This window comes from Paenarthrobacter nitroguajacolicus (genome assembly GCF_051027655.1).
Taxonomy (GTDB): Bacteria; Actinomycetota; Actinomycetes; order Actinomycetales; family Micrococcaceae; genus Arthrobacter; species Arthrobacter nitroguajacolicus.
This window is the reverse complement of record NZ_CP073234.1, coordinates 2,794,481-2,819,995: the sequence shown is the minus strand read 5'-3', so window position 1 is coordinate 2,819,995 and position 25,515 is coordinate 2,794,481. Positions and strand designations below refer to the sequence as shown.

The 25,515-nt window shown below is 62.0% G+C and carries 27 protein-coding genes and 1 riboswitch; of the genes, 22 read left to right on the top strand and 5 right to left on the bottom strand.

What is annotated here, in order from left to right:
• Positions 1 to 1,206 carry a signal recognition particle-docking protein FtsY gene (ftsY, locus tag KCX59_RS13420; protein ID WP_179017236.1) on the top strand — a complete coding sequence of 402 codons (1,206 nt, stop codon included), beginning with the start codon at positions 1 to 3 and terminating at the stop codon, positions 1,204 to 1,206.
• On the opposite strand, the gene KCX59_RS13415 is transcribed toward ftsY, so the two are convergent.
• A complete protein-coding gene (locus KCX59_RS13415; RefSeq protein WP_179017237.1) occupies positions 1,199 to 2,437 on the bottom strand; it encodes an MFS transporter in 1,239 nt (412 codons plus the stop codon). The genes ftsY and KCX59_RS13415 overlap by 8 nt on opposite strands.
• Positions 2,438 to 2,712: 275 nt before the next feature.
• On the opposite strand from KCX59_RS13415, the gene KCX59_RS13410 reads away from it, so the two are divergent.
• Positions 2,713 to 4,044 carry an ammonium transporter gene (locus KCX59_RS13410; RefSeq protein ID WP_179017238.1) on the top strand — a complete coding sequence of 444 codons (1,332 nt, stop codon included), beginning with the start codon at positions 2,713 to 2,715 and terminating at the stop codon, positions 4,042 to 4,044.
• Positions 4,041 to 4,379, top strand: coding sequence for a P-II family nitrogen regulator (locus tag KCX59_RS13405; protein WP_011775128.1), 339 nt, complete (start codon positions 4,041 to 4,043; stop codon positions 4,377 to 4,379). The genes KCX59_RS13410 and KCX59_RS13405 overlap by 4 nt, the downstream gene beginning before the upstream one ends.
• 90 nt (positions 4,380 to 4,469) lie before the next feature.
• Here the strand turns inward: KCX59_RS13405 and KCX59_RS13400 are convergent, their stop codons facing one another.
• Positions 4,470 to 5,990, bottom strand: a complete 1,521-nt coding sequence (locus KCX59_RS13400; protein WP_179017239.1) for a glucose-6-phosphate dehydrogenase — start codon at positions 5,988 to 5,990, stop codon at positions 4,470 to 4,472.
• Between the two features lie 30 nt (positions 5,991 to 6,020).
• Between KCX59_RS13400 and ffh the strand changes: the two genes are divergently transcribed.
• A complete protein-coding gene (ffh, locus tag KCX59_RS13395) occupies positions 6,021 to 7,601 on the top strand; it encodes a signal recognition particle protein (protein ID WP_178996734.1) in 1,581 nt (526 codons plus the stop codon).
• A gap of 64 nt (positions 7,602 to 7,665) precedes the next feature.
• A complete protein-coding gene (locus KCX59_RS13390) occupies positions 7,666 to 8,388 on the top strand; it encodes an alpha/beta fold hydrolase (protein WP_054808948.1) in 723 nt (240 codons plus the stop codon).
• On the opposite strand, the gene thiC is transcribed toward KCX59_RS13390, so the two are convergent.
• Positions 8,371 to 10,218 (bottom strand): phosphomethylpyrimidine synthase ThiC, encoded by a 1,848-nt coding sequence (gene thiC, locus KCX59_RS13385; RefSeq protein ID WP_179017240.1) that lies wholly within the window; start codon positions 10,216 to 10,218, stop codon positions 8,371 to 8,373. The two genes, KCX59_RS13390 and thiC, sit on opposite strands and share 18 nt — an antisense overlap.
• Positions 10,214 to 10,321, bottom strand: a riboswitch (TPP riboswitch). (Overlaps the previous gene by 5 nt.)
• Positions 10,322 to 10,404: 83 nt before the next feature.
• Between thiC and KCX59_RS13380 the strand changes: the two genes are divergently transcribed.
• From KCX59_RS13380 to KCX59_RS13300, 17 genes are all read left to right on the top strand, one after another.
• Positions 10,405 to 11,487 carry an amidohydrolase family protein gene (locus tag KCX59_RS13380; protein ID WP_179017241.1) on the top strand — a complete coding sequence of 361 codons (1,083 nt, stop codon included), beginning with the start codon at positions 10,405 to 10,407 and terminating at the stop codon, positions 11,485 to 11,487.
• Positions 11,488 to 11,565: 78 nt separating this feature from the next.
• Positions 11,566 to 12,438 (top strand): VOC family protein, encoded by an 873-nt coding sequence (locus tag KCX59_RS13375; protein ID WP_179017242.1) that lies wholly within the window; start codon positions 11,566 to 11,568, stop codon positions 12,436 to 12,438.
• 101 nt (positions 12,439 to 12,539) lie between these two features.
• A complete protein-coding gene (locus KCX59_RS13370) occupies positions 12,540 to 12,977 on the top strand; it encodes a hypothetical protein (RefSeq protein WP_256870802.1) in 438 nt (145 codons plus the stop codon).
• Between the two features lie 235 nt (positions 12,978 to 13,212).
• Positions 13,213 to 13,632, top strand: a complete 420-nt coding sequence (rpsP, locus tag KCX59_RS13365) for a 30S ribosomal protein S16 (protein WP_017199647.1) — start codon at positions 13,213 to 13,215, stop codon at positions 13,630 to 13,632.
• Between the two features lies 1 nt (position 13,633).
• Entirely contained in the window at positions 13,634 to 13,876 is a 243-nt protein-coding gene (locus tag KCX59_RS13360) for an RNA-binding protein (RefSeq protein ID WP_011775119.1), read from the top strand.
• A 131-nt stretch (positions 13,877 to 14,007) separates the two neighbouring features.
• The gene (gene rimM / locus KCX59_RS13355) at positions 14,008 to 14,562 is read left to right on the top strand and encodes a ribosome maturation factor RimM (protein ID WP_179017243.1); all 555 of its coding nucleotides are present in this window, start codon (positions 14,008 to 14,010) and stop codon (positions 14,560 to 14,562) included.
• Positions 14,563 to 15,363, top strand: a complete 801-nt coding sequence (gene trmD / locus KCX59_RS13350) for a tRNA (guanosine(37)-N1)-methyltransferase TrmD (protein ID WP_179017244.1) — start codon at positions 14,563 to 14,565, stop codon at positions 15,361 to 15,363. It begins immediately after the preceding gene.
• 263 nt (positions 15,364 to 15,626) lie between these two features.
• On the top strand, positions 15,627 to 15,980 hold the full coding sequence (gene rplS / locus KCX59_RS13345; RefSeq protein ID WP_014922079.1) for a 50S ribosomal protein L19: 354 nt from the start codon (positions 15,627 to 15,629) through the stop codon (positions 15,978 to 15,980).
• An 80-nt stretch (positions 15,981 to 16,060) separates the two neighbouring features.
• Positions 16,061 to 16,738, top strand: coding sequence for a signal peptidase I (gene lepB, locus KCX59_RS13340; protein WP_179017245.1), 678 nt, complete (start codon positions 16,061 to 16,063; stop codon positions 16,736 to 16,738).
• Positions 16,739 to 17,611 carry a signal peptidase I gene (lepB, locus tag KCX59_RS13335; RefSeq protein WP_179017246.1) on the top strand — a complete coding sequence of 291 codons (873 nt, stop codon included), beginning with the start codon at positions 16,739 to 16,741 and terminating at the stop codon, positions 17,609 to 17,611. It abuts the gene before it with no gap.
• A gap of 17 nt (positions 17,612 to 17,628) precedes the next feature.
• Positions 17,629 to 18,399: a ribonuclease HII gene (locus KCX59_RS13330; protein ID WP_179017247.1), complete on the top strand. Its 771-nt coding sequence runs from the start codon at positions 17,629 to 17,631 to the stop codon at positions 18,397 to 18,399.
• A 68-nt stretch (positions 18,400 to 18,467) separates the two neighbouring features.
• Positions 18,468 to 18,812 carry a DUF2469 domain-containing protein gene (locus KCX59_RS13325; protein ID WP_026005632.1) on the top strand — a complete coding sequence of 115 codons (345 nt, stop codon included), beginning with the start codon at positions 18,468 to 18,470 and terminating at the stop codon, positions 18,810 to 18,812.
• A gap of 114 nt (positions 18,813 to 18,926) precedes the next feature.
• Complete coding sequence (locus KCX59_RS13320) at positions 18,927 to 19,292, top strand: YraN family protein (protein WP_091468094.1); 366 nt, start codon at positions 18,927 to 18,929, stop codon at positions 19,290 to 19,292.
• Positions 19,292 to 20,833, top strand: coding sequence for a YifB family Mg chelatase-like AAA ATPase (locus tag KCX59_RS13315; RefSeq protein ID WP_179017248.1), 1,542 nt, complete (start codon positions 19,292 to 19,294; stop codon positions 20,831 to 20,833). The genes KCX59_RS13320 and KCX59_RS13315 overlap by 1 nt, the downstream gene beginning before the upstream one ends.
• On the top strand, positions 20,830 to 22,062 hold the full coding sequence (gene dprA, locus KCX59_RS13310; RefSeq protein WP_179017249.1) for a DNA-processing protein DprA: 1,233 nt from the start codon (positions 20,830 to 20,832) through the stop codon (positions 22,060 to 22,062). The genes KCX59_RS13315 and dprA overlap by 4 nt, the downstream gene beginning before the upstream one ends.
• Before the next feature lie 62 nt (positions 22,063 to 22,124).
• Positions 22,125 to 23,051, top strand: a complete 927-nt coding sequence (locus tag KCX59_RS13305; RefSeq protein ID WP_179017250.1) for a tyrosine recombinase XerC — start codon at positions 22,125 to 22,127, stop codon at positions 23,049 to 23,051.
• A 235-nt stretch (positions 23,052 to 23,286) separates the two neighbouring features.
• A complete protein-coding gene (locus KCX59_RS13300; protein ID WP_018776197.1) occupies positions 23,287 to 23,790 on the top strand; it encodes a DUF3145 domain-containing protein in 504 nt (167 codons plus the stop codon).
• A 113-nt stretch (positions 23,791 to 23,903) separates the two neighbouring features.
• Here the strand turns inward: KCX59_RS13300 and KCX59_RS13295 are convergent, their stop codons facing one another.
• Both KCX59_RS13295 and KCX59_RS13290 read right to left on the bottom strand, forming a co-directional pair.
• The gene (locus KCX59_RS13295) at positions 23,904 to 25,139 is read right to left on the bottom strand and encodes a beta-ketoacyl-[acyl-carrier-protein] synthase family protein (protein WP_179017251.1); all 1,236 of its coding nucleotides are present in this window, start codon (positions 25,137 to 25,139) and stop codon (positions 23,904 to 23,906) included.
• Between the two features lie 130 nt (positions 25,140 to 25,269).
• A complete protein-coding gene (locus tag KCX59_RS13290; RefSeq protein ID WP_011692310.1) occupies positions 25,270 to 25,515 on the bottom strand; it encodes an acyl carrier protein in 246 nt (81 codons plus the stop codon).

Here is a 25,515-nt window from a genome sequence, read left to right as displayed (position 1 = left end):
GTGAACGATTTCCTACCCATAATTCTGTCCATTCTCGCTGCGCTCGTAGTGGTCGGCGGACTCGTGCCGGTACTGATGAAAGCCCGGAAGACCGGAGCCAAGTACCCCGGAACACGCGACGCGAACGATCCCGTCCAGCCATCAGCAGCAGGCGGCGGAACCCTTGTGGAGGACCGCCCGGATGCGGTGACCGCTCCGGCCCCGACCTTCGACGGGACCGTGGAGGATACGGATGTCCCTGATGACGCCGCCGGGCTCGAAACCATCGCGATTGATACTCCGGCGCCGGTGGAAGGCAGGCTCACCCGCCTCCGCGCGCGTTTGATCAAGTCCAACAACATCCTGGGCAAGGGCCTCCTGGCTCTCCTGTCGGGCGACAAGATCGATGAAAACGTCTGGGACGAGGTGGAGGAGACCCTCCTCCTGGCCGATCTTGGCACCGAACCCACCATGCAGCTGGTCGATGCACTGCGTGAGCGCGTCAAGGTGCTGGGCACGCGCAGCCCCGAGGACGTCAAGGCAATGCTCCGTGAGGAGCTCATCAAGCTGGTCGATCCCTCCATGGACCGCTCCTTGAACGTCGAGCGCAAAGCTGACCGTCCCGCCGTCGTGCTGGTTGTCGGCGTGAACGGCGTTGGCAAGACCACCACAGTGGGCAAGCTGGCACGTGTGCTGGTGGCCGAAGACAAGGATGTCCTGTTGGGCGCCGCTGATACTTTCCGCGCAGCTGCTGCGGAGCAGTTGGCCACTTGGGGACAGCGCGTGGGTGTGCCTACGGTCAAGTCCGACATCGACGGCGCCGATCCCGCGTCCGTGGCCTACGAAGCCGTGAAGGCCGGTATCGATCAGGAAGTCGATGTGGTCATGGTTGACACCGCAGGACGCCTGCAGAACAAGACCGGTTTGATGGATGAGCTTGGCAAGGTCAAGCGTGTTATTGAGAAGCTGGCCGAAGTTGATGAAGTCCTGCTGGTCCTGGACGCCACCACCGGGCAGAACGGCCTCAACCAGGCCCGCGTCTTCGCGGAGGTGGTGAACATCACCGGCATCGTGCTGACCAAACTGGATGGAACCGCCAAGGGCGGCATCGTCGTGGCCATCCAAAAGTCACTGGGCGTCCCGGTGAAGCTCATTGGCTTGGGTGAAGGCCCGGACGACCTCGCACCGTTTGACGCCGAGAGCTTCGTGGACGCACTGCTCAACTAACGTCGTCACCGGAGGGGGAGTGCTTTGAGGGTTCGCGCGCCGGCAGCCATGCCACTGCGGTGAGGATGAGCACTCCTCCGGTGATGCCGAACGCCCATCCGTAGCCGAGGCGGTCAGCGAGCAAGCCGGCCACAATCGGACCGACAATCGCGCCCGTGTCGGCCGCCATCTGGAAGATGGCGAGTACTTTCCCTCCCGAGCGTCCGCGACCGATGACATCCGCGACGGCGGCTTGTTGCGCCGGGCCCAGCAATCCGGAGCCGAAACCCGCCACTGCGGATGCGATGAGGAATGCAGTCAGGTCGGTGGTGAGTCCTATAACGCCGGTGGCTGCGCCCGTGATGAGCAAGCCTGGGATGAGCAGGGGCTTACGTCCCCAAGCGTCTGCGAGCCGCCCACTGAAGGTCAGCGCCAAGGCGTTGCCCACAGCAAAAATGGCCAGCGCCCAGGCAGCGGTCTCGGGCGCTGACTGCAGGACGGCCACGGCGAACAGCGGGATGGTGGCCATTCGGACGCCGAAGGTCACCCAGCCGTTGCCAAAGCTCGAAAATACGGCGGCGCGGTAAGCGGAGTCCGCCAGGGCTTCCTTGAGCGTCATGGCCGGGGCAGGTGTAGCGTTCTCTGCTGCGTTGCCTTCTCCGCTGAGCATGGTGTGCACCACCAAGGCCGCCACCAACAAGGCTCCTGCGTAGGCAAGGAACGGTACCCGGAGGCCGAAGCCTGCCAGCAAACCGCCCACGACCGGACCCAGGACGCTTCCGATCAGGAATGCGGAGGCGTAAGCCCCGGACACGCGGCCCCGACGCTCGGGCGGTGCGAGGCGGATGAGCAGTCCCATGGCGGCAACGGTGAACATCACAGAGCCGGCCCCTCCGAGGCCCCGGAAGATCAGTAGTTGCCAATAGTCCTGCGCGAAAGCGCATGCCGCGGTGGAGACGGCCACGATCAACAAACCGGTGACGTAGACGTTCCGCTCACCGAACCGTCCAATCAAGGCGCCGCCTGCAGGGGCGAAGACCAACCGCATGAACGCGAAGATGCTGACGATCACCGCGGCGGCCGTGGCACCAACATCGAACGTCGTAGCGAACTGCGGCAGTACGGGGGCCACCAAGCCAAAGCCCAGGGCGATCAGGAACGCTGCAGCCAACATCACCTTGATGTCGCGCGGAAGGGGAGCCTTATCCGGCCTGATCCTTGGGGCTTTGACGGATCTGGGCGACTCGGTCATACGGTGCTGGTCCTTCTGGTGGGATTTCTGGTGTTACTTCCGGGATATCGAGGTGCGTGTGGTCCAAAACCGGCTATTTCCGGTGAAGTCCGACGCCTGAAACATATCCGTAACACCGGGGATATGCACCATTTACGTTGGGGAGGTTGTTGTAACGAGCCCGCAATGTAAAACCTGCGCAGGTGAAACACGGCGGCACAAAACTCTTAAGCAGGACGCAAACGGCGTCAGGACAGCGGTTGAACCGCAGATCTAGCAAGAGAGGAACGTGCACCATGGAACTTACCGCAGGTCACGTATGGGTCATGGTGGCGGCGGCGCTTGTGCTGTTCATGACACCTGGTCTGGCATTTTTCTACGGCGGCATGACACGCGCCAAAGCAGCCCTGAACATGATGATGATGAGCTTCATCTCCATCGGCATCGTGGGCGTCGTCTGGGTGCTGTGGGGCGCTTCCATGAGCTCCGGTGAAGGTTTCATGCAGATTGTGGGTAACCCCTTTGCTGCCTTCGGTCTTGCCGGAGTTGAAACCACGCCGGACGCGATGATCAAGATCGGCTACGCAGCCACCTTCGCCATCATCACCGTCGCCCTTATCAGCGGCGCAATCGCAGACCGCGCCAAGTTCGGCGCCTGGAGCATCTTCGTTCCGGTCTGGGTCACCCTGGTTTACTGCCCGCTGGCCTACATGGTCTGGGGCGGCGGCCTGTTCGGTCCCGAAGGCGCCATTGGCAAGGTCCTCGGCCCGGCCATCGACTTTGCCGGCGGCACCGTAGTCCACATCAACGCGGGTGTCGCGGCCCTCGTTCTGGTCCTCATCATCGGTAACCGCCGCGGATTCGGCAAGGACCCGAACCACCGCCCCCATAACATCCCGTTCGTGATGCTCGGCGCTGCGATTCTCTGGTTCGGCTGGTTCGGTTTCAACGGCGGCGCTGCAACCACCGCGGAACAGGCGGGCCTGATCTGGATCAACACCCTGGCAGCCCCTGCAGCAGCCATGATCGGCTGGCTCATCACCGAACGCATTCGTGACGGCCACCCGACGTCGCTCGGCGCAGCGTCCGGTGTTGTAGCCGGGCTTGTAGCCATCACCCCGGCCTGCGCAAACGTAGATCCCATTGGCGCCCTCGGCCTGGGCGTAGTTGCAGGCGTTGCCTCTGCCCTGGCAGTTGGCCTGAAGTTCCGTTGGGGCTTCGATGACTCCTTGGACGTAGTTGGCGTCCACCTCGTCTCCGGCATTATCGGCACCGTGGCCCTTGGCTTCATCGCCAAGTCCACTGACGGAGTCGGTGGCGGCCTCTTCTACGGCGGCGGCATGACGCAGATGTGGGCACAGCTCGCAGCGGCCGGCATCGCCATCGCTTTCTCCGCCATCATGACCGCCATCATTGCCTTCGCCATCCACAAGACCATGGGCTTCAGGGTCTCCACGGAGCAGGAGAACGTTGGCGTCGACCTCAGCCTCCACGCTGAGACGGCATACGAGTTCGGCGTCAATGGCCACGGTGGGAGCTTCCAGCCGCTGCACAATGCAGTGACTGGAAAGTCCGACCCCGCCGCAGCCAAGACCCCCGCAGAAGGCAAGGAGAGTGTCCAGGCATGAAGCTCATTACAGCGATCGTCCGTCCCGAAAAGCTTGAAGCAGTCCGGGAAGGCCTCGAGTCGTACGGGGTCCAGGGCCTGACGGTCAGCGCGGCCAGTGGCTACGGCCGTCAGCGCGGCTACACGGAGGTGTATCGCGGAGCCGAATACAACGTTGACCTGCTGCCCAAGATCCGCATCGAGGTCCTGGCCACGGATGAGCAGGCAGACGACATCCTGGATGTCCTCATCGCCAGCTCAAACACGGGCCGCGCCGGTGACGGCAAGGTGTGGACCGTGGATGTCTACGAAGCAGTCCGGGTCAGGACCGGGGAGCGCGGCGCAGCCGCAATCTAAGTCCTTCAGTCAACACACAGCGGGCCGGGTACCAGTTCAAGGTACCCGGCCCGCTTGCCGTGTTGGCGGTGACTCTCCTTTACACCTTCTTTAGTCCTCGACGACGGTGGGCCAGTCCGCCGGCCCGGCGCTGCCGGCGTCGTACTCCTGAAGCGGGACGTCGCCGCCCTCCCAAGCGCGAAGAGCAGGCTCGATGATCCGCCAGCAGTCTTCGGCGGTATCGCCCCGAACGGACAACAACGGGTCGCCGTTGAGGAGGCCCTCCAGCACCTCTCCATAAGGCAGCATTCCGGCTGCGTTGAGCTGGGTCACCAAACTAGCGCGGTCCAGCGTGAAGATGTCGCCGGGGCCGTTCACATCGACGTCGAGTTGGAGCACGTCCGGACCGAAACCGATCCGCAGCTGGTTGGGGGAGTCCACGCCCGAAAATCCTTTGGGCAGGTGGGGGACAGGACGGAAGGTGATCACGGCCTCCTTGCGTCGGCGTCCCATGGCTTTGCCGGAGCGAAGGATGAACGGGACACCCTTCCAACGCCAGTTGTCGATGTCCACCCGGACCTCTGCAAGGGTTTCAGTGTTGCGGGCCGGGTCCACGCCTTCCTCGGCAGCGTAATCCGGCACCGTTCGTTCTCCGAGGGTTCCCGTGGTGTATCGGGCCCGGCGTGTGGAATCGGTGTACGGGGCTTTGATGCTGCTGGCTCGCAGGACCGTCGCCACGGCGTCGCGCAGGTCCCGTTCTTCGATGGTGGCCGGCGCGTCGATGGCCAGGAAAGCCATGATGTGCAGGAGGTGGCTCTGGATCATGTCGCGGAGGGCCCCGGCAGTGTCGTAGTACCGGGCGCGGCCCTCAAGTGCCAGGTCCTCGTCAAAGATGACTTCCACTTTCTCGATGTGATCGCGGTTCCACACCGGTTCCAGGAACCTGTTGGCGAAACGAAGTCCCAGGATGTTGAGCACCGTGGCTTTGCCCAGGAAATGGTCCACGCGGTGGATGTGGTCCTCGGGCACCAGTGCGGCCAGCGTCTTGTTCAGCTCATGCGCAGATTCTGTTCCCGAACCGAATGGCTTCTCCATCACCAAGCGTGTTCCCGCGGGCAGCTGATCCTTGTGGAGAACCTCGCAGGCCTTCTGGCTGATGTGCGGCGGCAGGGCGAAGTAGATGGCAATCGGGCCCTCCAACCTGGCCAGCAGCTCCGCCAGAGGCCCGTCTGCCGTGACGTCGAGCTGATGGTATTCGGTTGCTGCGGCTACAGCAGCCAGAGCAGCGCGGGCTCCTGCGTCGGCTGCATCCGACGCCGCAGCAAAGGCGCCATGAACCCGTTCCTGCCACTGTTCAGGGGACCAAAGGTCGGAACCCGCCCCGACCAGCCGAAGTCCGGGCGCCCGGCCGGAAGCCAGGAGTCCGGCAAGTCCGGGCAGGAGCAGCCTGCCTGTCAGGTCCCCGGACGCGCCGAGGATGAGCAACGTTTTTACAGTTGTTTTGCTGGTCACTGTGCCAGCATGCCATCTTGCAGGTGCGACTTGGTACCCTAGATAGTCGAGTCCCGTAGTTGAGACATATTTGCCGGGGCAAGAATCGTCAAGACTATGGCGTGCCGTATTGGCCGCCATTCGTAGACCATCGAAAGAAGTGCACGGCGCGTGTTCAATTCACTCTCTGACCGGTTGACAGCAACCTTCAAGAACCTTCGTGGCAAGGGCCGCCTCACCGAGGCTGATGTCGATGCCACCGTTCGCGAGATTCGCCGTGCCTTGTTGGATGCGGACGTTGCCGTATCCGTGGTCCGCGAGTTCACTGGCCGTATCCGCGAACGTGCGTTGGGTGCCGAAGTCTCGGGAGCACTGAACCCGAGCCAGCAGATCGTGAAGATCGTCAACGAGGAACTCAAGGAGATCCTCGGTGGCGAAACCCGCCGCATCCGCCTGGCCAAGACCGGTCCCACCATCATCATGCTTGCCGGCCTCCAAGGTGCCGGTAAGACCACCCTCGCCGGCAAGCTGTCCAAGTGGCTCAAGGCCCAGGGCCACAGCCCCATGCTGGTGGCATGTGACCTTCAGCGACCCAATGCAGTGACCCAGCTCCAGGTTGTTGGTCAGCGCGCGGGCGTCCCCGTATTCGCTCCGCACCCCGGTGCTACGTCCGAGCTCGAGCACCCTGCCGGTGACCCGGTAGCCGTAGCCAAGGCCGGCGTCGAGGAAGCGCGCCAGAAGCTGCACGACGTCGTGATCGTTGACACCGCCGGCCGCCTTGGCGTCGACGCCGAGATGATGGATCAGGCCCGCCGCATCCGTCAGGCGATCATCCCCAACGAAGTCCTTTTTGTCATCGACTCAATGATTGGCCAGGATGCCGTCAACACGGCGATGGCGTTTGATGAAGGCGTCAACTTCACGGGTATCGTGCTCTCCAAGCTCGACGGCGACGCCCGCGGTGGTGCCGCGCTTTCTGTAGCGTCCGTGACCGGTAAGCCGGTCATGTTCGCGTCCACCGGTGAAGGCCTGGACGATTTCGAACTGTTCCACCCGGACCGCATGGCCTCCCGCATCCTGGACATGGGTGACGTCCTCACCCTGATCGAACAGGCTGAGAAGGCGTGGGACAAGGACGAAGCCGCCCGGATGGCGAAGAAGTTCGCTGACCAGGAAGACTTCACCCTGGACGACTTCCTCGCCCAGATGCAGCAGATCCGCAACATGGGCTCCATGAAGAAGATGCTCATGATGATGCCGGGTGCGCAAAACATCCGGCAGCAACTGGAGAACTTCGACGAAAAAGAGATCGACCGCGTCGAGGCGATTGTCCGCTCCATGACTCCGCACGAGCGTGTGGCTCCGAAGATCATCAATGGTTCACGCCGCGCACGTATCGCCAGGGGTTCCGGTGTGCACGTGTCTGAGGTCAACGGCCTGCTGGAGCGGTTCGCCCAGGCCCAGAAGATGATGAAGAAGCTCGCTCAGGGCGGTGGCATGCCGGGTATGCCCGGGATGCCTGGCCTTGGCGGCCCCGGCGGCGGACGCAAGGGCGGCAAGAACGCTCCCAAGAAGAAGGCGCGCTCGGGCAACCCTGCCAAGGCAGCCCAAGAGCTGCGGGATGCCGAAGCCAAGCGGGCAAATGCAGCCTCGGCAGCCCCCACAGGCGCGGCTTTCGGCCAAGGCACAGCAGACTTCGATCCCTCATCGCTCAACCTCCCCAAGGGCTTCGACAAGTTCCTGGGCAAGTAGTCCGTGGCTGACATCCCAACCGCGTCGCAGTTGGGATGTCAGAGCCGTGGAATAGGCTGAACCAATGCATAAGCAGCGCGTAGTCTTCGTCCATGGCCTGGGAAGTTTCGGTGCTGCGGCATGGCCGAAGCAGCATGGCATGGCCCTTGCTTATGATGCACTCTTCCTTCGGCGGCACGGCTTTGACGCTATGGCCGAACCGGTGGAATCCAACGTGGCGGCGGACGTCGCAATACTGATCAATGCGTTGGTCGATTCCGGCGGCGGTCACATCGTTGCCCATGAACAAGGTGCAATATCCGCCATGCTGGCAGCCGTCGAGCGCCCGGACTTGGTGCACTCACTTTGCTTGGTAGAGCCGTCCTGTTTGTCCCTGACCGCTGAGCTTCCGGCGACTGCTTCCTATCGGGCCCTCATGGAGCCGCTGTTCGACGTGCGAAACCAGCTCAACGACGCCGATTACCAGCGTGAGTTTTACCGGCGTGCTTTCTCCGCCGAGACCGGCGGACTGGACACTCCGGAGGCGCGGCGGTCAGCACACAGGCTCCGGCTCCAAGCACCGCCATGGGAAGCTCCGCTTCACATTGTGCCGGGCGTTCCCACGCTGGTTCTCACTGGCGGTTGGGAGCCCTTGTACGAGGAAATCGCCGGCTATCTCCAGGAGACCGGCGCCCTCCGCCGCGTCGCAGCGGGTGGACACCGGCCCCAGGATTCAGTTGATGGCGATCAGGCAATCCGCTCATTCATCGCGGACGTCGGACGAGCCATGTCAGCTCAGGCTTCCTGAACTGCTTCCGTTTAAGTTCGTTGGGACCTGAAGTTCCGGCAGGTAGACCTTTCCGCCGGAGGCCAGGAACTCCTCGCTCTTTTCCCGCATCCCGCTGTACATCCCGGCGATTGCGGCCTGCGACTCTGCCGAACCATACTCGTCACGGATGTCCTGGCTGATGCGCATCGAACAGAACTTGGGGCCGCACATGGAGCAGAAATGCGCGGTCTTCGCTGGTTCGGCGGGCAGGGTCTCGTCATGGAAGGATTCTGCCGTGACCGGGTCAAGGGACAAAGCGAACTGGTCCCTCCAGCGGAACTCGAACCGTGCCTTGGAAAGAGCATCATCACGCTCATGGGCCCCCGGATGTCCTTTGGCGAGGTCAGCTGCGTGAGCCGCGATCTTATACGTGATGACCCCCGTCTTGACGTCGTCCTTGTTGGGGAGCCCCAGATGCTCCTTGGGGGTCACGTAGCAGAGCATCGCCGTGCCGTAGCGGGCAATCTCCGTGGCGCCGATTGCTGACGTGATGTGGTCATAGCCGGGGGCGATATCGGTAACCAACGGCCCCAACGTGTAGAACGGCGCACCCTTGCAGAGTTCCTGCTGACGCTCCACATTTTCCCGCACCAGATGGAAGGGAATGTGCCCGGGTCCCTCCACCATGACCTGCACGTCGAATTCCCACGCCCGCTGCGTCAGCTCCGCGAGCGTATCAAGCTCGGCGAACTGCGCGGCGTCGTTGGCGTCGGCGATGGAACCCGGGCGGAGACCGTCACCCAGGGAGAACGCGACATCGTATTTGGCGAAGATTTCGCACAACTCGTCAAAGTGCGTGTAGAGAAAGTTCTCCTGGTGGTGTGCCAGGCACCATCCGGCCATAATCGATCCGCCGCGGGAAACGATGCCCGTGACGCGGTTGGCGGTCAAGGGCACGTACCTCAGCAGGACGCCAGCGTGAATGGTCATGTAGTCCACACCCTGCTCGCATTGCTCGATCACCGTATCGCGGAAGATCTCCCACGTCAGCTGGTTGGCCTCCCCGTTTACCTTCTCAAGTGCCTGGTAAATAGGCACTGTTCCGATCGGAACGGGCGAGTTGCGGATGATCCACTCGCGAGTGGTGTGGATGTCATCTCCGGTGGAGAGGTCCATCACCGTGTCAGCGCCCCACTGGGCTGCCCACTGCAGTTTGTCCACTTCCTCTGCAATGGAGCTGGTGACTGCCGAGTTGCCGATGTTGGCGTTGATCTTGACCAAGAATGCCTTGCCAATGATCATCGGCTCGGATTCAGGGTGGTTGATGTTGTTCGGAATAATCGCCCTTCCCGCGGCGACTTCGCTGCGGACCAGCTCAACGTCACAGTTCTCCCGCAACGCAACGAACTGCATCTCCGGAGTCACGACGCCTTGTTTCGCGTAGTGCATTTGCGTGACGGTCTTACCCGCGACGGCGCGGCGCGGCACCGGTTGCGCACCCTTCCACTCCGCTGACGCGGCTCCACGCCGAACCGCGGACTTACCGTCGTCGAGCAGGTTCCTTTCCCGCCCCGAATAAGCCTCCGTGTCTCCGCGGGATTCGATCCATGGTGCACGGAAAGGCTCCAGGCCCACCACGGGATCGCTTCCGGGGCCCGCTGTTCGGTATACCTGCAGAGGTTTGTTTGCTTGCCCATTGGGAGAAGGCTCCAAGGCGATCTCCGTGACGGGGACCCGTATGCCGTTACCTGGGTCTTCCAGCCAAGCCAACGAATGGGACTTCAGGGATTGCGTTACAGTTTCCGCCGTATTTTGGACAGTATTCGTCTGGTTTTGGGCAGGGCTGTGCTGTGTTTCTGTGGTGCTCAAGGGAATACTCACTTCCTTCGCCGGCATTACCCGGACAGGTTCAACGGTCGCAGACTGCGTCAGTCCGATCTCAGCCCCTGCAGGGGCCCCCGTGTGGTCGTAGACGAAGCTACCACAGCTCCCGACGGGCTCCCAGTCACATGCAGGCACCAGGCTCCAACACGCCGCCCCCGCTACGCTTTTGCCATGGCCAACATCATCGAATTCAGCGGACCTGCGCTCGTATCGGCAGTCGAAGAGCGCCATGGGCTGTGGTCCGTAGACGGCATACTGACGTTTGAGCGTCCCGGTGCGACGCCGGACAGGATATTGGATGGCTGGGTCCTGCCAGGTTTGGTTGATGCCCACTGTCACATCGGACTCGGCCTTGGAGGAGCGGTGAATGAACAGGCAACGCTCGCCCAGGCCCAAGCAGACCTCGACGCCGGAACGCTGCTGATCCGCGATTGCGGATCGCCCGCCGACACCCGCTGGGTGCAGCAACGAACGGACCTGCCGCGACTGATCAGGTCGGGTCGGCATATCGCCCGGAGTCGGCGTTATCTTCGCGGTTTGGGTCATGAAATTGAGCCGCGGGAACTAGTGGAAACGGTCCGAAAGGAAGCCCGTGACGGAGATGGCTGGGTAAAACTTGTGGGCGACTGGATCGATCGCGGCGTTGGAGACCTCGCTGCCTCGTTCCCCGCGAAGACCGTCAAGGAAGCCATTTCCGCGGCCCATGATGAGGGAGCAAGGGTCACCGCGCATTGTTTCGGTGAGGACACCATCGATGACATGCTCGACGCCAATATCGACTGCATAGAGCACGCCACCGGACTCCTTCCGCGGCACCTTCCCCGTTTGGTGGAACAGTCAGTGCCCATCGTCCCCACCCTGGTCAACATCGCTACCTTCCCGGATATCGCAGCCCAGGCAGCGCCGAAGTTTCCGGAGTACGCGGACCACATGATGCGTCTCTGGGAGCGTCGTCGCGAGCGTGTGCTGGAGGCCTTCGAAGCGGGGGTTTCCGTCTATGCCGGTACTGACGCCGGTAGCGTGATCAAACACGGCAGGATTGCGGACGAAATGATGGAACTCCACGACGCCGGCCTTCCGCCGGCGGCGGTCCTGCACGCCGCCGCCTGGGGCGCCCGTGAGTGGCTGGGAGTCGAGGGCATCAGCGAAGGCGCAAGTGCCGACGTCGTGCTGTGCAGTGACGATCCGCGCCGTCATCCGGGTACCATCGCGGCGCTCAAACATGTCGTGCTCAGGGGTAATGTCGTTCGTTAGGAATAAATTGAAGCTTCAAGTAATTTAGATAGGTAAGAAGGTGCCGATGCGCGGCCACCTCAGAACCGGGAGCTTCACATGACCTCATCATTCAGCCAGGATCTTCTGCCTGCCGAACTCACCATGGGCACCGTCATGCTCAAGGTGGGCGACATGAAGGTCATGAGCGACTACTATCAGCGAGCACTTGGCCTGGAAGTCGTGGCTGAGCAGGATGGTGGCCTGTACCTCGGACGCGTAGCCAAGCCCGTTGTCCACCTTGCCCCCGCCGCGGGACTGCAGATTCCCGGGCGGGGAGAGGCCGGTCTGTTCCACACAGCAATCCTGTTCCAGGATCAGCCGTCGCTGGCCGCGACTATTGCTACGGCGGCGGAGTACGAACCTCGTGCTTTCGCAGGCAGCGCCGACCACCTGGTGAGCGAAGCGTTCTACTTCACTGACCCCGAAGGCAACGGAATTGAGCTTTACTACGACAAGCCGCGTGAGCTCTGGCAGTGGGACGGCAGCAACGTTGTGATAGACAATGTGGCCTTGCCCCCGCAGCGCTTCCTCCAGCAGCACCTGAGTGAAGCTGCCGTGACGGGTCAACGCGAGGCCGCTGCCGGGATCGGGCACGTGCACCTGCAGGTGGGTGACGTCGAAACTGCGCAAAAGTTCTATGTGGAGACCCTCGGCTTCGAGCGGACCGCAGGCTGGCATGGCCAGGCGTTGTTCGTTTCCGCCGGCGGCTACCACCATCACATGGCCATGAACGTCTGGAACAGCCGCGGTGCCGGCCCCCGAAAGGACACGCTCGGACTCGGGGAGGTTCTGATCGAAGTGCCCGGAAGTGACGACGTCGCAGCGTTGGCGGATCGTCTGAAGGTTGCAGGAGTGCAGCATCAGCACACCGGGGCTGAGCTTCAGTTCGAGGACCCTTGGCGGAACAAGCTGCGGGTTGCCGTCCGCTAGCAGCTGGCCGCTTCTCCTGCACTAGGCTGGGCAGTGACGGCACGGAGCCATTCGGATTCGCGCCGCCGCCCCGTCAGCACGAAGGAATGAGAGTACTCTCCATGGGCTTTGCCGAAATTTTTGTAGCCACCCACGATGAAGCACTCAAGCGGGCAGCTGCCCTCGAAAAGGGTGCCGATGTAACCGGCCCCGCCGTGAGGATTGAGGGAATCACCGACTTCGAGGTCGAACAGTTGGGCGACCTCGCAGGACAAGCTGTCCACGCCGCCGGAGCTGACTATGAGCTCGCCCTGGTTGATGTCACCAGTGATGCCCTTCTCGGGGTTCCTGAAGCCATGGTGAGGGCGCTGGCCGAACTGCTCACCTATGAAAGCGAAGGCGACGCGAACGTCCTTGATGACGTGGCTGCTGCCTGGGCCGCGCAGGACGATATGCCGTTTGATGCAGCCCGATCGCGCCAGTACGTCCAGCAGTTGGCTGCCCTCGCCACGGACGTCGAAAAGGCGGAACGCTCCGGACTCTTCGTCTGGTCTGAATGATGCATTGACGCGGACCACGCGGCACGTTTTATTCGGGGGAGTGGGCAAGAACACACCGCTCGGCGTGGGCTGAGTCGTATTTGCTCCGGGCATCTGGCACAATAGACAGGTACTCGATCGGTGCGGCCCCTCTCTCCGTGCTCGTATCTTGTCCTTCGAACCGTCAAGTATGGCCCGCCCCACGGGTGCAAAACGTCGGGTTCACCTCGTTTCAGAAACAGGAGTGACCACAAAAGTGGCCGTAAAGATTCGCCTTAAGCGCTTCGGTAAGATGCGCGCACCGTACTACCGCATTGTCGTCATGGATGCCCGCGCCAAGCGCGATGGCCGTGCCATTGAAGAAATCGGCAAGTACCACCCCACCGAAGAGCCGTCGTACATCGAGGTCGCTTCCGAGCGCGCCCAGTACTGGCTTTCCGTTGGCGCCCAGCCCACCGAGCAGGTTGCCGCGATTCTCAAGATCACCGGTGACTGGCAGAAGTTCAAGGGCCTGCCGGGCCAGGAAGGCACCCTGAAGACCAAAGCTCCGAAGGAAGCCTTCGTAGCCCCGGAGAAGGGTTCCGTCATCATTCCGGAAGCCATCACCAAGAAGGCCAAGAAGGACGAAGCCGAAGCTCCGGCCGAGGCTGAAGCAGAGACCACCGAGGCTGAGTAAGTTGCTGGCAGAAGCGCTCGAGCACTTGGTCCGTGGGATCGTTGACAGCCCTGAGGATGTCAAGGTCAGTGCCAAGAACAACCGCCGCGGGGAATCCCTCGAGGTGCGTGTTCACCAGGAGGACCTCGGACGGGTGATCGGCCGTCAGGGACGCACCGCACGCGCATTGCGCACTGTGGTTGCAGCCTTGGCTGGTGGCGAGCAGGTCAGGGTCGACGTCGTCGACACCGACCGTCGCCGGTAACGCGCTCAGCAATACTTGTCTTAGATCCGGCCCCTTCACCGAATATGGTGGAGGGGCCGGATTGCTTTATCCACATTTACCTGTCCGTTGCCGCCCGGTTGCGCGGACACTACAAGAATTCAGAGGAACCCATGCAGCTCCAGGTGGCCCGGATCGGCAAACCCCATGGCATCCGCGGCGAGGTTACGGTGCAGGTACTCACCGATGCCCCCTCCGAGCGCTTCGTCGCCGGAACGGAGTTCGTCGTTGAGCCCGCCTCCGCTGGACCTTTGACCATCCGCAGTGCCAGGTGGAACAAGGACATCCTCCTGCTTGGCTTCGAAGAAATTGCGGACCGCAATGCCGCCGAGGTCATCCGTGGGGCGAAGCTCTTCATCGAAACCGAGGAACTCGACGACGAAGACGATGATGAGGGCTGGTACGAGCACGAGCTCGTTGGCCTGGAGGCCCGGGTAGGTTCTCAAGTGGTGGGCAAGGTTGCCGCCCTCACCACGCTGCCCGTTCAGGATCTGTTGACGGTCAAGGCCGACAACGGCAAGGAAATCCTGGTTCCCTTCGTCGAGGAAATTGTGCCGGAGGTCAACGTCGAGGGTGGGTACATCCTTATCACCCCGCCCACGGGGCTCTTTGAGATCAACGACGAGAACCTCAAGGAGCCCACGGACGACGCCGGGGATGATGCCTGAATGAGGATCGATGTCGTCAGCATATTTCCTGAGTACCTCGCCCCGCTCGAGCTTTCGCTCATCGGCAAGGCCCGCCAGGACGGGTTGTTGGAGCTCAACGTCCACGATCTACGCACCTTCACCACGGACAAGCATCGGACTGTAGATGACACGCCGTATGGTGGCGGCGCTGGAATGGTCATGAAACCGGAGCCATGGGCGCAGGCCCTTGAATCGGTTGCCGCAGCGCGCGAAGGCTCCAAGCCGGTGCTGATTGTCCCTTCGCCGGCAGGGGAGAAGTTCAACCAGGCCTTGGCCTATGAGCTAGCCGAAGAAGAGCAGCTGGTCTTCGCCTGCGGACGCTACGAAGGCATCGACGAGCGAGTCATCGATTGGGCGCAGGAACACTTCACGGTCCGGCCCGTAAGTCTCGGTGACTACGTCCTCAACGGCGGAGAAGTGGCCGTATTGGCCATGGTCGAGGCCATTGGCCGCCTCCTTCCCGGCGTGGTTGGTAACCCCGAGTCCTTGGTAGAGGAGTCCCACTCCGATGGCCTCCTGGAGTATCCCGTGTACACCAAACCGTCGGCATGGCGGGAACACGACGTCCCCCCGATCCTCCTCAGCGGTAACCACGGCAAGATTGCACAGTGGCGGCGCCACGAGCAGTTTCGCCGGACGGCTGAGCGCAGGCCTGATCTTATGGAGGGGTTCGACGCCGGTGTGTTGAGTCGCGCGGACCGTACGGCCCTCGCGGACCTTGGGTACGACGTCGTTGACGGCCGCCTCCGTGCCAGGCCGGCCGGCGACGCCGAAAAGTAAGTCCACTTTCCGCCGTCGAACGTTCGGAACTCACGGCAGTTGGCCGGATGGTGGCGACTATGGCAGAATTAACCCTTGTGTCTGCTGGGCTGACACCTGCCACAGGGGGAGTTCAGCCAACAGTCGGACAACCCGGCGACGCCAATCAGTGGCGGAGCTGGACACTAAGAAACTTCGGCGGAGATTTCCGGTTGCTTTCATGCCCGGGCTTGTCTGCCGTAACCCAAAGTGAATGACCTGTGGCGTTCACCAGGAGTGGATTAATGCATATCCTCGATAGCGTAGATGCAGCCTCGCTGCGTAACGATGTTCCGGAGTTCCGCGCGGGCGACACCCTCAAGGTTCACGTCAACATCATCGAAGGTAAGAACTCCCGTGTCCAGGTATTCCAGGGCTTCGTCCTGGGCCGCCAGGGTGACGGCGTTCGCGAAACCTTCACCGTGCGCAAGGTTTCCTTCGGTGTCGGCGTAGAGCGTACCTTCCCGGTACACTCCCCGATCATCGACAAGATCGAGGTCGTCACCAAGGGTGACGTCCGCCGCGCGAAGCTTTACTACATGCGCGCACTGCGCGGTAAGGCTGCGAAGATCAAGGAAAAGCGCGACTTCGCCAAGTAAGTCCCGCGACTTACGCAACGGGTCCAGGATTCGTGCCCGGTAGTTCCGGAGCAATCCGCAACGCAACAGGGATGCGAGTCATGGACACAACAGAACGCCAGCCCCGTAAACAGGGCTGGCGTTTTGTTTTGCTCGCACTGGTGCTGGCCGTCGCGATCAGCGGCCTGGTCCGGTCCTTGTGGCTGGATGTCTACTACATTCCGTCCGAGTCCATGGAGCCCCTCCTCGTTGAAGGGGACAGGATCCTGGTTTCGCGGACTGCCTTCAGCGCAGAACCGATCCGCCGCGGGGACGTTGTGGTCTTCGACGGCCGCGGTTCCTTCGCACCCTTGAGCAGCGGTCAGAGCCCATTCGTTGACGCGGTGTCGGCTGCAAGCCAATGGTTCGGGCTCACCGGCAGTGACACGACATACGTCAAGCGGGTCATTGGGGTCGGGGGAGACCACGTCCAGTGCTGTGATGCAGCAGGGCATCTCACGGTCAATGGTCAGATTCTTGAGGAACCATATCTGTATGCGGGGGATGAGCCCAGCACGCAGAAATTCGACGTCGTAGTTCCTGATGGCCGTCTATGGCTCATGGGTGACCACCGTTCGCGTTCTGCTGACTCCCGTGGACTACTGGGTGCGCCGGGTGGCGGCATGGTCCCGGTCGAGCGTGTTATCGGGCGACCGGTCCAGATTGTTTGGCCACTTGATAGATTTGCAGAGATGCCTCGCTCAGCGAAGGTTGAAACATCATCGAAGAACGGACAGTAAATGCCGGACAAAGCTCCTGAGAATCCCGAGCGGCACGACGACGACGCCCGGCTCTCGGACGGAACGGCAAGTGCCGCCGCCGGTGTGGCTGAGCCGCGCCAGGTCGACGGCGTCACATCCGGCTCACGCCATGCCGCGGACGAGTCCCGTTCCCGTGATTCTGAAGGCGGCTCCCACGCTGCAGAGAAGCCGCGCAAGAATCCGGTGCTCGTGTGGGTCAAGGAGATCGTCACAGTGGTGGCGATTGCGCTGGTGCTGTCCTTCCTTCTCAAAACTTTCCTGTTCAGGGCGTTTTACATTCCTTCCGAGTCCATGGAAAGCACCTTGGACGTCAACGATCGCATCTTCATCAATCTCTTGGTTCCCGGGCCATTCGATCTTGAGCGCGGGGATGTTGTGGTCTTCAAGGATGCTCAGGCTTGGTTGCCTCCCGTGGCCAAGAAGCCGGCCGGGCCCATGGACTGGGTGGGAGATGGTCTGGAGTTCGTAGGTTTGGCTCCTGATGACAATGAGCAACACCTTGTTAAGCGCATCATCGGACTCCCGGGTGACAGAGTTTCCTGCTGCGATGCAGAGGGCCGTCTTTCGATCAACGGTGTGCCTGTCAACGAGACCTATATCAACCCGGCAGAAGTGCCTTCGCCCATGACGTTCGACGTCGTCGTTCCGGAAGGAAAGGTATGGGTGATGGGCGATAACCGAAACCACTCAGAGGACTCCCGGGCGCACCAGGAAGTCAATGGCGGCTTCATTAACATTGAGGACGTCGAAGGCAAGGCCACGGTCATCGCTTGGCCGATCAACCGCTGGACCATCCTCGATAACTATCAGGACGTTTTCCGTGACGTCCCTGAAAGCACCTCGTCAAAGTAAGGCATCCCGGCAAAGTAATGGCAACAACGGCTAGCGGCACGAAGGGCAAGGCGAAGGTCAAAGCCGCGTCCAAGACAACGGCGAAATCCACCACCAAGGCCAAGAACCCGGTGGGTTTCCCTACCCTTGATGTCGAACGATCCTTCTTGTCCTCCGGAGTGCGCTTGTTGGCCGGCGTGGATGAGGTTGGGCGGGGAGCGTTGGCTGGTCCTGTGAGTGTGGGAATTGCCGTGGTCAACCTCGAGAACCACGGCTTGTTGGCTGACGTCCGGGACAGCAAACTGCTCAAGCCTGAGGATCGCGACAGGCTGGAACCACTGGTTCGGGAGTGGGCCGTGGCCTCCGCCGTTGGGCACGCATCGTCCCGGGAGATTGACCAGATCGGCATCATCGCGGCGCTCCGTTTGGCCGGAACCCGCGCCTGGTTCGAGATCCTGGCTGGCGGCGTTACGCCTGATGCGGTGCTGCTTGATGGCAGCCACAACTGGTTGTCGCCCGAGGTTCAGGCCTCTCTCTTCGATACGCCCGACTCGGGACCGTGGTGCGAAGCGCCTGTCCATACCAAGGTCAAGGCCGATATGAGTTGCCTCAGTGTTGCCGCAGCCAGCGTCCTGGCCAAAGTGGCCCGGGACCGCATCATGGTGGGCCTGCATTCGGAACTTCCTGCCTACGGCTGGAACGAGAACAAGGGCTACGCCACCTCTGCCCACCGGGAAATGATCCGGCTGCAGGGCCCAAGCGCGTACCACCGGACGAGTTGGAACCTCACTGGGCCGGAACTCCTCTGACGTCACCCTGAGCGGCGCTCTCGGCTTCCATGGCGCGGGCCGCCCGGCTGATAGTGCAAGATGGAACTATGAGCGCCGAGGACCTTGAGAACTATGAAACCGACATGGAGCTTCAGCTCTACCGCGAGTACCGGGATGTTGTCGGTCTGTTCAGTTATGTAGTGGAAACCGAGCGGCGGTTCTACTTGGCCAACCATGTGGACCTGCAGGCGCGCAGCGCGGACGGTGAAGTCTATTTTGACCTGACCCTGCAGGATGCCTGGGTTTGGGACGTTTACCGCTCGGCCCGCTTCGTGAAGAACGTCCGGGTAATCACGTTCAAGGACGTCAACGTGGAAGAGTTGCCGCGAAATGAGGAGCTGGCCCTGCCGAAGGATGGCGGACTTGGGGATTTGGGAGATCTCGGTAACTAACGCCTGCCTCTGCCTGGAGTAGTCCTCCACAACCACCTTTTGGCCAGGTTTACCCACATAGCTTCATAGGTCTCTGCCGCCGCTTTCCACCAGCCTGAAAGCTGGTGAGCGGAGGTGGTGGTCATGAGAGCAAAAGACCTGCTTGGTCGAAACGGCGAAGCACTGGCGGCCGGTTTTCTGGAGAACCAGGGAATGCGGATCGTTGATCGCAATTGGCGGTGTCCGGACGGCGAGATCGACATTGTGGCGTTGGAGGGCGACACCTTGGTAATTGCCGAGGTGAAGACCCGGAAGAGCCTGGATTACGGACATCCTTTTGAGGCGGTGGACGCGGCCAAGCTGGCCCGTCTCCATCGGCTCTCATCGGCGTGGTGCCGGGAGCACGACCTCAACGCCCCGCGGAGGCGCATCGATGTCGTGTCCGTGATCGATAGCGGCGTCGGTGAGCCGCAGCTGGAGCATCTGCGGGGAGTCGGCTGATGGGGGTCGGACGCAGCTACTGCGTTGCCTTGGTAGGGCTCAACGGCTACATCGTGGAGGTCGAAGCTGACATTGGCCAAACTCTTCCGAACTTTGTGATCCTTGGGCTCCCTGATGCTTCCTTGAATGAGGCGAAGGAACGCATTCGATCTGCGGCGCAGAATTCCGGGATTCCGCTGAGCAGACGGAAGATCACGGCCAACCTGATTCCGGCTTCCCTCCCCAAGCGGGGCTCTGGATTCGATCTCGCCATAACCATGGCCGTGCTCCGCGCCGCCAACGACATCCGTGAAATTGGTGGAACCGTCTTCATCGCGGAGCTTGGCTTGGACGGCAGGTTGAGGCCGGTACGGGGCATACTTCCTGCCGTGATGGCCGCTGTTCAGGCTGGCTATCCGGATATTGTGGTGGCCGACTCCAACGCCGTGGAGGCCGCCCTTGTTCCCGGGGCAAAGGTCCGCGGTTATAAAACGCTGGCTCGGCTTGCCTTCGACTTTGGCGCCGATCCCAAGGACCTCGCCCTCGATTACAACCCCTTGGACGCCGATGCTCCGGACGAGGACGACGATGTTGCAGCCACGATGCCGGACCTTTGCGATGTGTCGGGGCAGGGCGAGGCGCGACGTGCCCTGGAGGTAGCTGCCGCCGGGGGTCATCACATGTTGCTGACCGGGCCGCCGGGGGCCGGCAAGACCATGCTGGCTGAGCGTTTGCCGGGCTTGCTCCCGGATTTGGCCGATACAGCGGCAATGGAAGTTACGGCTATCCGATCGTTGGCCGCTGTCCAGTCGTCTACGGTGCGGCTCGTCCGCAGGCCGCCCTTCGAAAATCCGCACCACAGTGCCACCGCCGCTGCCATCATCGGTGGAGGCTCAGGGCTTCCCCGGCCCGGGGCGGCCTCGCGTGCACATCGGGGCGTGTTGTTCCTGGACGAGGCCCCGGAGTATGAGCGCCGGGTACTGGATGCCCTCCGTCAACCGCTGGAGAGCGGAGAGCTGGTCATCCATCGCTCAGCGGGAACTGCGGCATACCCGGCACGGTTTCAGCTCATACTTGCCGCAAATCCCTGCCCCTGCGGAAAAGCCTCCGGCAAAGGCATGGACTGCACGTGCACGGCAATGATGCGGCGCAGGTATTTCGGACGAATCTCAGGACCGCTGTTGGACCGCGTGGATATTCAATTGCAGGTTGAACGGGTGTTCTTGGCCGATTTCGGCCATGCGGGTGAAGAAGAAGATACCCGCACCGTCGCGGAACGTGTATTGGCAGCCAGGGAACGCCAGCTTGAGCGACTGCTGGCCATGGGGCTTGAAACGAATTCCCAAGTGCCGGGGCGAACCTTGCGGGGTGAATTGCGGCTGCCTCCCGGGACCACTCGGATTCTGGACACTGCGCTGGAACGGGGCACCCTCACTGCGCGCGGCTACGACCGCGTCCTCCGGTTGGCATGGACGTTGGCAGATCTCGCGCACAGCGATACGCCGGACATGGATCACATAGGCCAAGCACTGGGCCTGCGCCAAGCTGCAGCTGCGACATGAGAAATACCGACACGAAGGGATTCACAGCAGTGGCCGAATTGGGGAAGCAAGACAAAGAACGCATAGCCAGGGCAGCATTGGCCCGGCTCATGGAACCTCAGGACTCCGTAGGCCTCGCATTGGTGAGGGCAGTAGGCGCCGTGGATGCCTTGGGGGTTGCAAGCGGCGAGCTGAGAACAGGTCAAACCTTGGAACAGGAGATCTCGTCATTGCTTGTTGACGGAGGAGGAGCATCGTCGTGGGCAGGACTTCCGGCCAGCCTTCGGCGATGGGCACCGCGCGTCGCCGACCTTGCGCCGGACCGCGATTTGGAGACCATGCGTCGTTTGGGTGGGAGATTGATCATCCCCGGTGATGACTTGTGGCCCGAGCAGTTGGCAGACCTGGGACTCCAGGAGCCGCTTTGTTTGTGGTGGCGGGGACAGGAGCAGCAGTTGCCCTCCGCCCGCCAAACCATCGCCCTGGTGGGTTCCAGGGACAGCACCAATTACGGAGCATCCGTCACAGGTGATCTCGCTTACGGCTTGGCGCAACGCGGTTATACCGTGGTTTCCGGTGGAGCCTATGGCATCGACGCTCACGCACATCGTGGAGCCTTGAGCGCCGGAGTCGCCAGCGTTCCCACCATCGCAGTCATGGCAGGAGGTGTGGACCGTTTCTACCCATCGGGTAACGAGGACCTTCTTCGCGCAGTGTCCATTCAAGGCGCTGTCATCTCTGAGGTACCACCTGGATCGGCTCCAACCCGTTACAGGTTCCTTCAACGGAACCGGATCATTGCCGCCTTGGCATCAGTGACGGTGGTAGTGGAGGCACGCTGGAGGTCGGGCGCCCTCAACACAGCCCACCATGCTGAAACCATTGGAAGGGTTGTTGCTGCTGTCCCGGGTTCCATCCACAGTGCCAATTCGGCAGGCTGTCACCGCCTACTCCGGGATGGGGGAGCAATCTGTGTTACCGACGTTGGCGAAATTGCCGAGCTTGCCGGCGCCATAGGAGAAGCCACAAGCGAGGAAAAGGACTCAGGGGCAGCGGTGCACGATGGCCTGTCCTTGGAGGACCTCATTCTTCTGGACGCACTGCCTCTCCGGTCCACCAGCTCGGTGGAAAAGCTGACTGTGGTGGCAGGACTGAGCGCGGATTCCGTGCGGGCCGGCCTGGGTCGGCTGGGGTTGCTGGGTTTGGCCGGCTCGGAAGGGGGAGGGTGGAAACGGGTCAAAAATGCTTAGTCCGTCAAGGAGAAGCATGTTGATGCACCTTCTTTGTGCTGGTAACTGGCACAGTGTGAAGAGTGGACGGACAATCGCTACCAGCACCCCTTCAAGATGCAGTCGATGGCTTTCGGCGGTATTTGGAGGGCGAACGTGCCAGGTCTGCGCATACAGTCCGTGCCTACCTTGCCGATGTCGAGAGTCTCCTTGGCTTCGCCGTGCAGGAAGGAGTCAAGGAACTTGGGGAATTGGAGTTGGGCTCCCTGCGTCGGTGGCTTGGCGCGCAGAGTGAGGCCGGCATGGCCCGGGCCACGTTGGCGCGCCGGGCCGCAACCGCGAGGTCGTTCACGGGCTGGGCGCTCCGGGAGGAACTTATCCAGACGGACCCTGCGGTCCGTCTGCAGGCACCCAAGCGGGACAAGTCCCTGCCCGGAGTCCTTCAGCAACAGCAGGTCTCCCGGATGGTGGATGACCTGAACTCTGCAGCCGCCGACGGGGACGCCATGGCTTTGCGCAACAGGGCCATGGTGGAACTCTTGTATGCGACGGGAGTCCGCGTGGGGGAACTAGCGGGGCTCGATATAGATGACCTTGATCCTGATCGTCGTACGCTCCGCGTGCTGGGCAAGGGTAACAAGGAACGCACTGTTCCGTTCGGCGTACCAGCGGCTGTTGCTGTGGACGATTGGCTCAGGCGGGGTCGACAGGCAGTGGTAACAGCCACGAGCGGACCTGCCTTGTTCCTGGGCGTGCGTGGCAACCGCGTTGATCCCCGCCAAATCCGGGCAGTGGTCAGCGAATTGCTGCAGGCGCTGGGCGACACATCCGCCACAGGGCCGCACGCACTCAGGCACAGCGCGGCCACCCACTTGCTGAATGGAGGAGCAGATTTGCGGGCTGTTCAGGAGATCCTTGGTCACAGCAGCCTGGCAACCACACAGATCTATACGCACGTGTCCGTGGACCGACTCCGGAAGAGCTACCAACAAGCGCACCCGAGGGCCTGAGTATGCCCCTCAAGGGCGCCACTGGCGGAAAAGTGCAGCGTACGGCAAAATGAAAGCACCACGGGGAAACCTTCAATTCACGGTTGAGGGTTATATCTGTGCCAATATCGTCTGTAGTACAAAAAACTGAATAGCCTGTCAGGGCCCGCATGAGTTTCATGGCATCCGGCAGCAACAGCAAAACATCCAGGCAGAGGTCGTTGGGGAAGACGTACCTACAGCTATGGAGGATGGAATGTCTGTTGCAACAACCCGCGGTGTCTTGTTCGTGCACTCGGCCCCAACGGCCCTTTGCCCGCATGTTGAATGGGCCATCGGATCGGTCGTGGATAAGCGAACCGATCTTGAGTGGACCCCTCAACCGGCTGCGCCAGGAATGTTCCGGGCGGAGTTGTCGTGGACCGGGGCGCCCGGTACGGGAGCGCAATTGGCATCAGCCCTGAGGGGTTGGGCCCATTTGCGCTACGAGGTGACCGAAGAACCCAGCCAAGGGGTGGATGGAGCGCGCTGGTCGCACACCCCCGAGCTGGGAATTTTCCATGCCGTCACGGACGTGCACGGCAATATCATGGTGACGGAGGACCGCATCCGCTACGCCTATGAGTCCGGTGCAGGGGATCCCTCCGCGGTTTACCACGAGCTCTCGTTAGCGCTCGGTGAAGCGTGGGATGAGGAACTTGAGCCCTTCCGCCACGCAGCTGAAGGTGCTCCCGTGCGCTGGTTGCACCAAGTCGGTTAACAGCAATCGATCCAGAGCACTGACTCACAAGCGTCTCCCATAGCAATGAGAAGGGCCCCACCTGTTGGTGGGGCCCTTCTCATGTCTCATCGAGGCAATGGTGAAAGCCGGACTTAGACGTTCCGGACTGCGATGACGGCGTTGTGGCCCCCGAAGCCGAAGGAGTTGCTCAATGCCACGATGTCGCCACTGGGCAAGTCACGGGCAGACGTCACAACATCGAGTGGGATCTCAGGATCCTGGTTTTCGAGGTTGATGGTGACCGGTGCCTTGCGTTCGTAGACGGCAAGTACGGTCAGAACAGCTTCAACGGCCCCTGAAGCGCCCAGGAGGTGGCCCATTTGCGACTTCGTAGCGGAGACTGCCACGTTGTCCACGTGGGTCCCCAGAGCGGCGCGCAGGGCCGTGTACTCGGGCTTATCGCCAACAGGAGTCGAGGTAGCGTGCGCGTTGACGTGGACCACGTCCTCCGCCTGGATCCGCCCATCGAACATAGCGGCCTTCAGTGCGCGGGTAGCGCCCAGACCCTCAGGGTCCGGTGCTGTGATGTGGTAAGCGTCTGCTGTCACGGACGTTCCGGCGAGCTCGGCATAAATGCGCGCGCCGCGGGCGATGGCGTGCTCCTCGGCTTCCAGTACCAGCGCACCGGCACCTTCGCCCATGACGAAACCGTCGCGATCAATGTCGTAGGGGCGCGAGGCGCGCTCCGGCTCGTCATTGCGACGGGACAAGGCCTGCATGGAAGAGAAGGCGGCCAGCGGCATCGGGTGGATGGCAGCTTCAGCGCCACCGCAAACCACAACGTCTGCTTTGCCGGACCGGATCAGGTCCAAGCCAAGGTGGAGGGCCTCGGTGCCGGAAGCGCAGGCCGAGACCGGAGTGTGCGCGCCGGCCCGGGCGCCGAGGTCGAGGCTGACTGCCGCTGCCACACCGTTGGGCATGAGCATGGGGACGGTCATGGGCAGGACCCTGCGGGGGCCCTTGTCCCTGAGCGTGTCCCAAGCATCGAGGAGCGTCCAGACACCGCCGATGCCTGTGGCGAATGCCACGGCGAGGCGGTCGTGGTCGATTTCTTGAATCCCCGAGTCGGACCAAGCCTCACGGGCTGCAATGACACCAAACTGGGTGGAGGGGTCCATGCGCTTGGCCTCTACGCGGCTCAGGACCTCAAGTGCCGGCGTCGAGGCCCGGGCAGCAAAGTGGACGGGGAGGTCGTACTTGGCCACCCACTCGTCGCCGAGCGTGCGGGCGCCGGAGACCCCTTTCAGCGCGTTCTGCCACATTGTGGGTACGTCGCCGCCGATGGGAGTGGTGGCCCCCAGACCGGTTATGACTACTTTGCGTGCCATGCGATCACTCTCTGTCGGATAGCCATCCCGCATGCGCGGTTCACAGGGGGAGGCATGAAAATCTATGGGTGTTACTGCGGCTGTGCCGGGCAAGGATAGGAATCCTGGCCCGGCACAGCTGGTGTCAGGACTAGGCCTGTGCGTTGGCGATGAAGCTGACGGCGTCGCCGACGGTCTTGAGGTTCTTGACCTCTTCGTCCGGGATGCGAACGCCGAACTTCTCTTCAGCGTTGACGACGATGGTCATCATCGAGATGGAGTCGATGTCCAGGTCCTCGGTGAAGGACTTGTCCAGCTCCACGGCTTCGGTTGCAAGGCCCGTTTCTTCGTTGACGATTTCAGCCAGGCCGGCCAGGATCTCTTCGTTGCTAGCCAT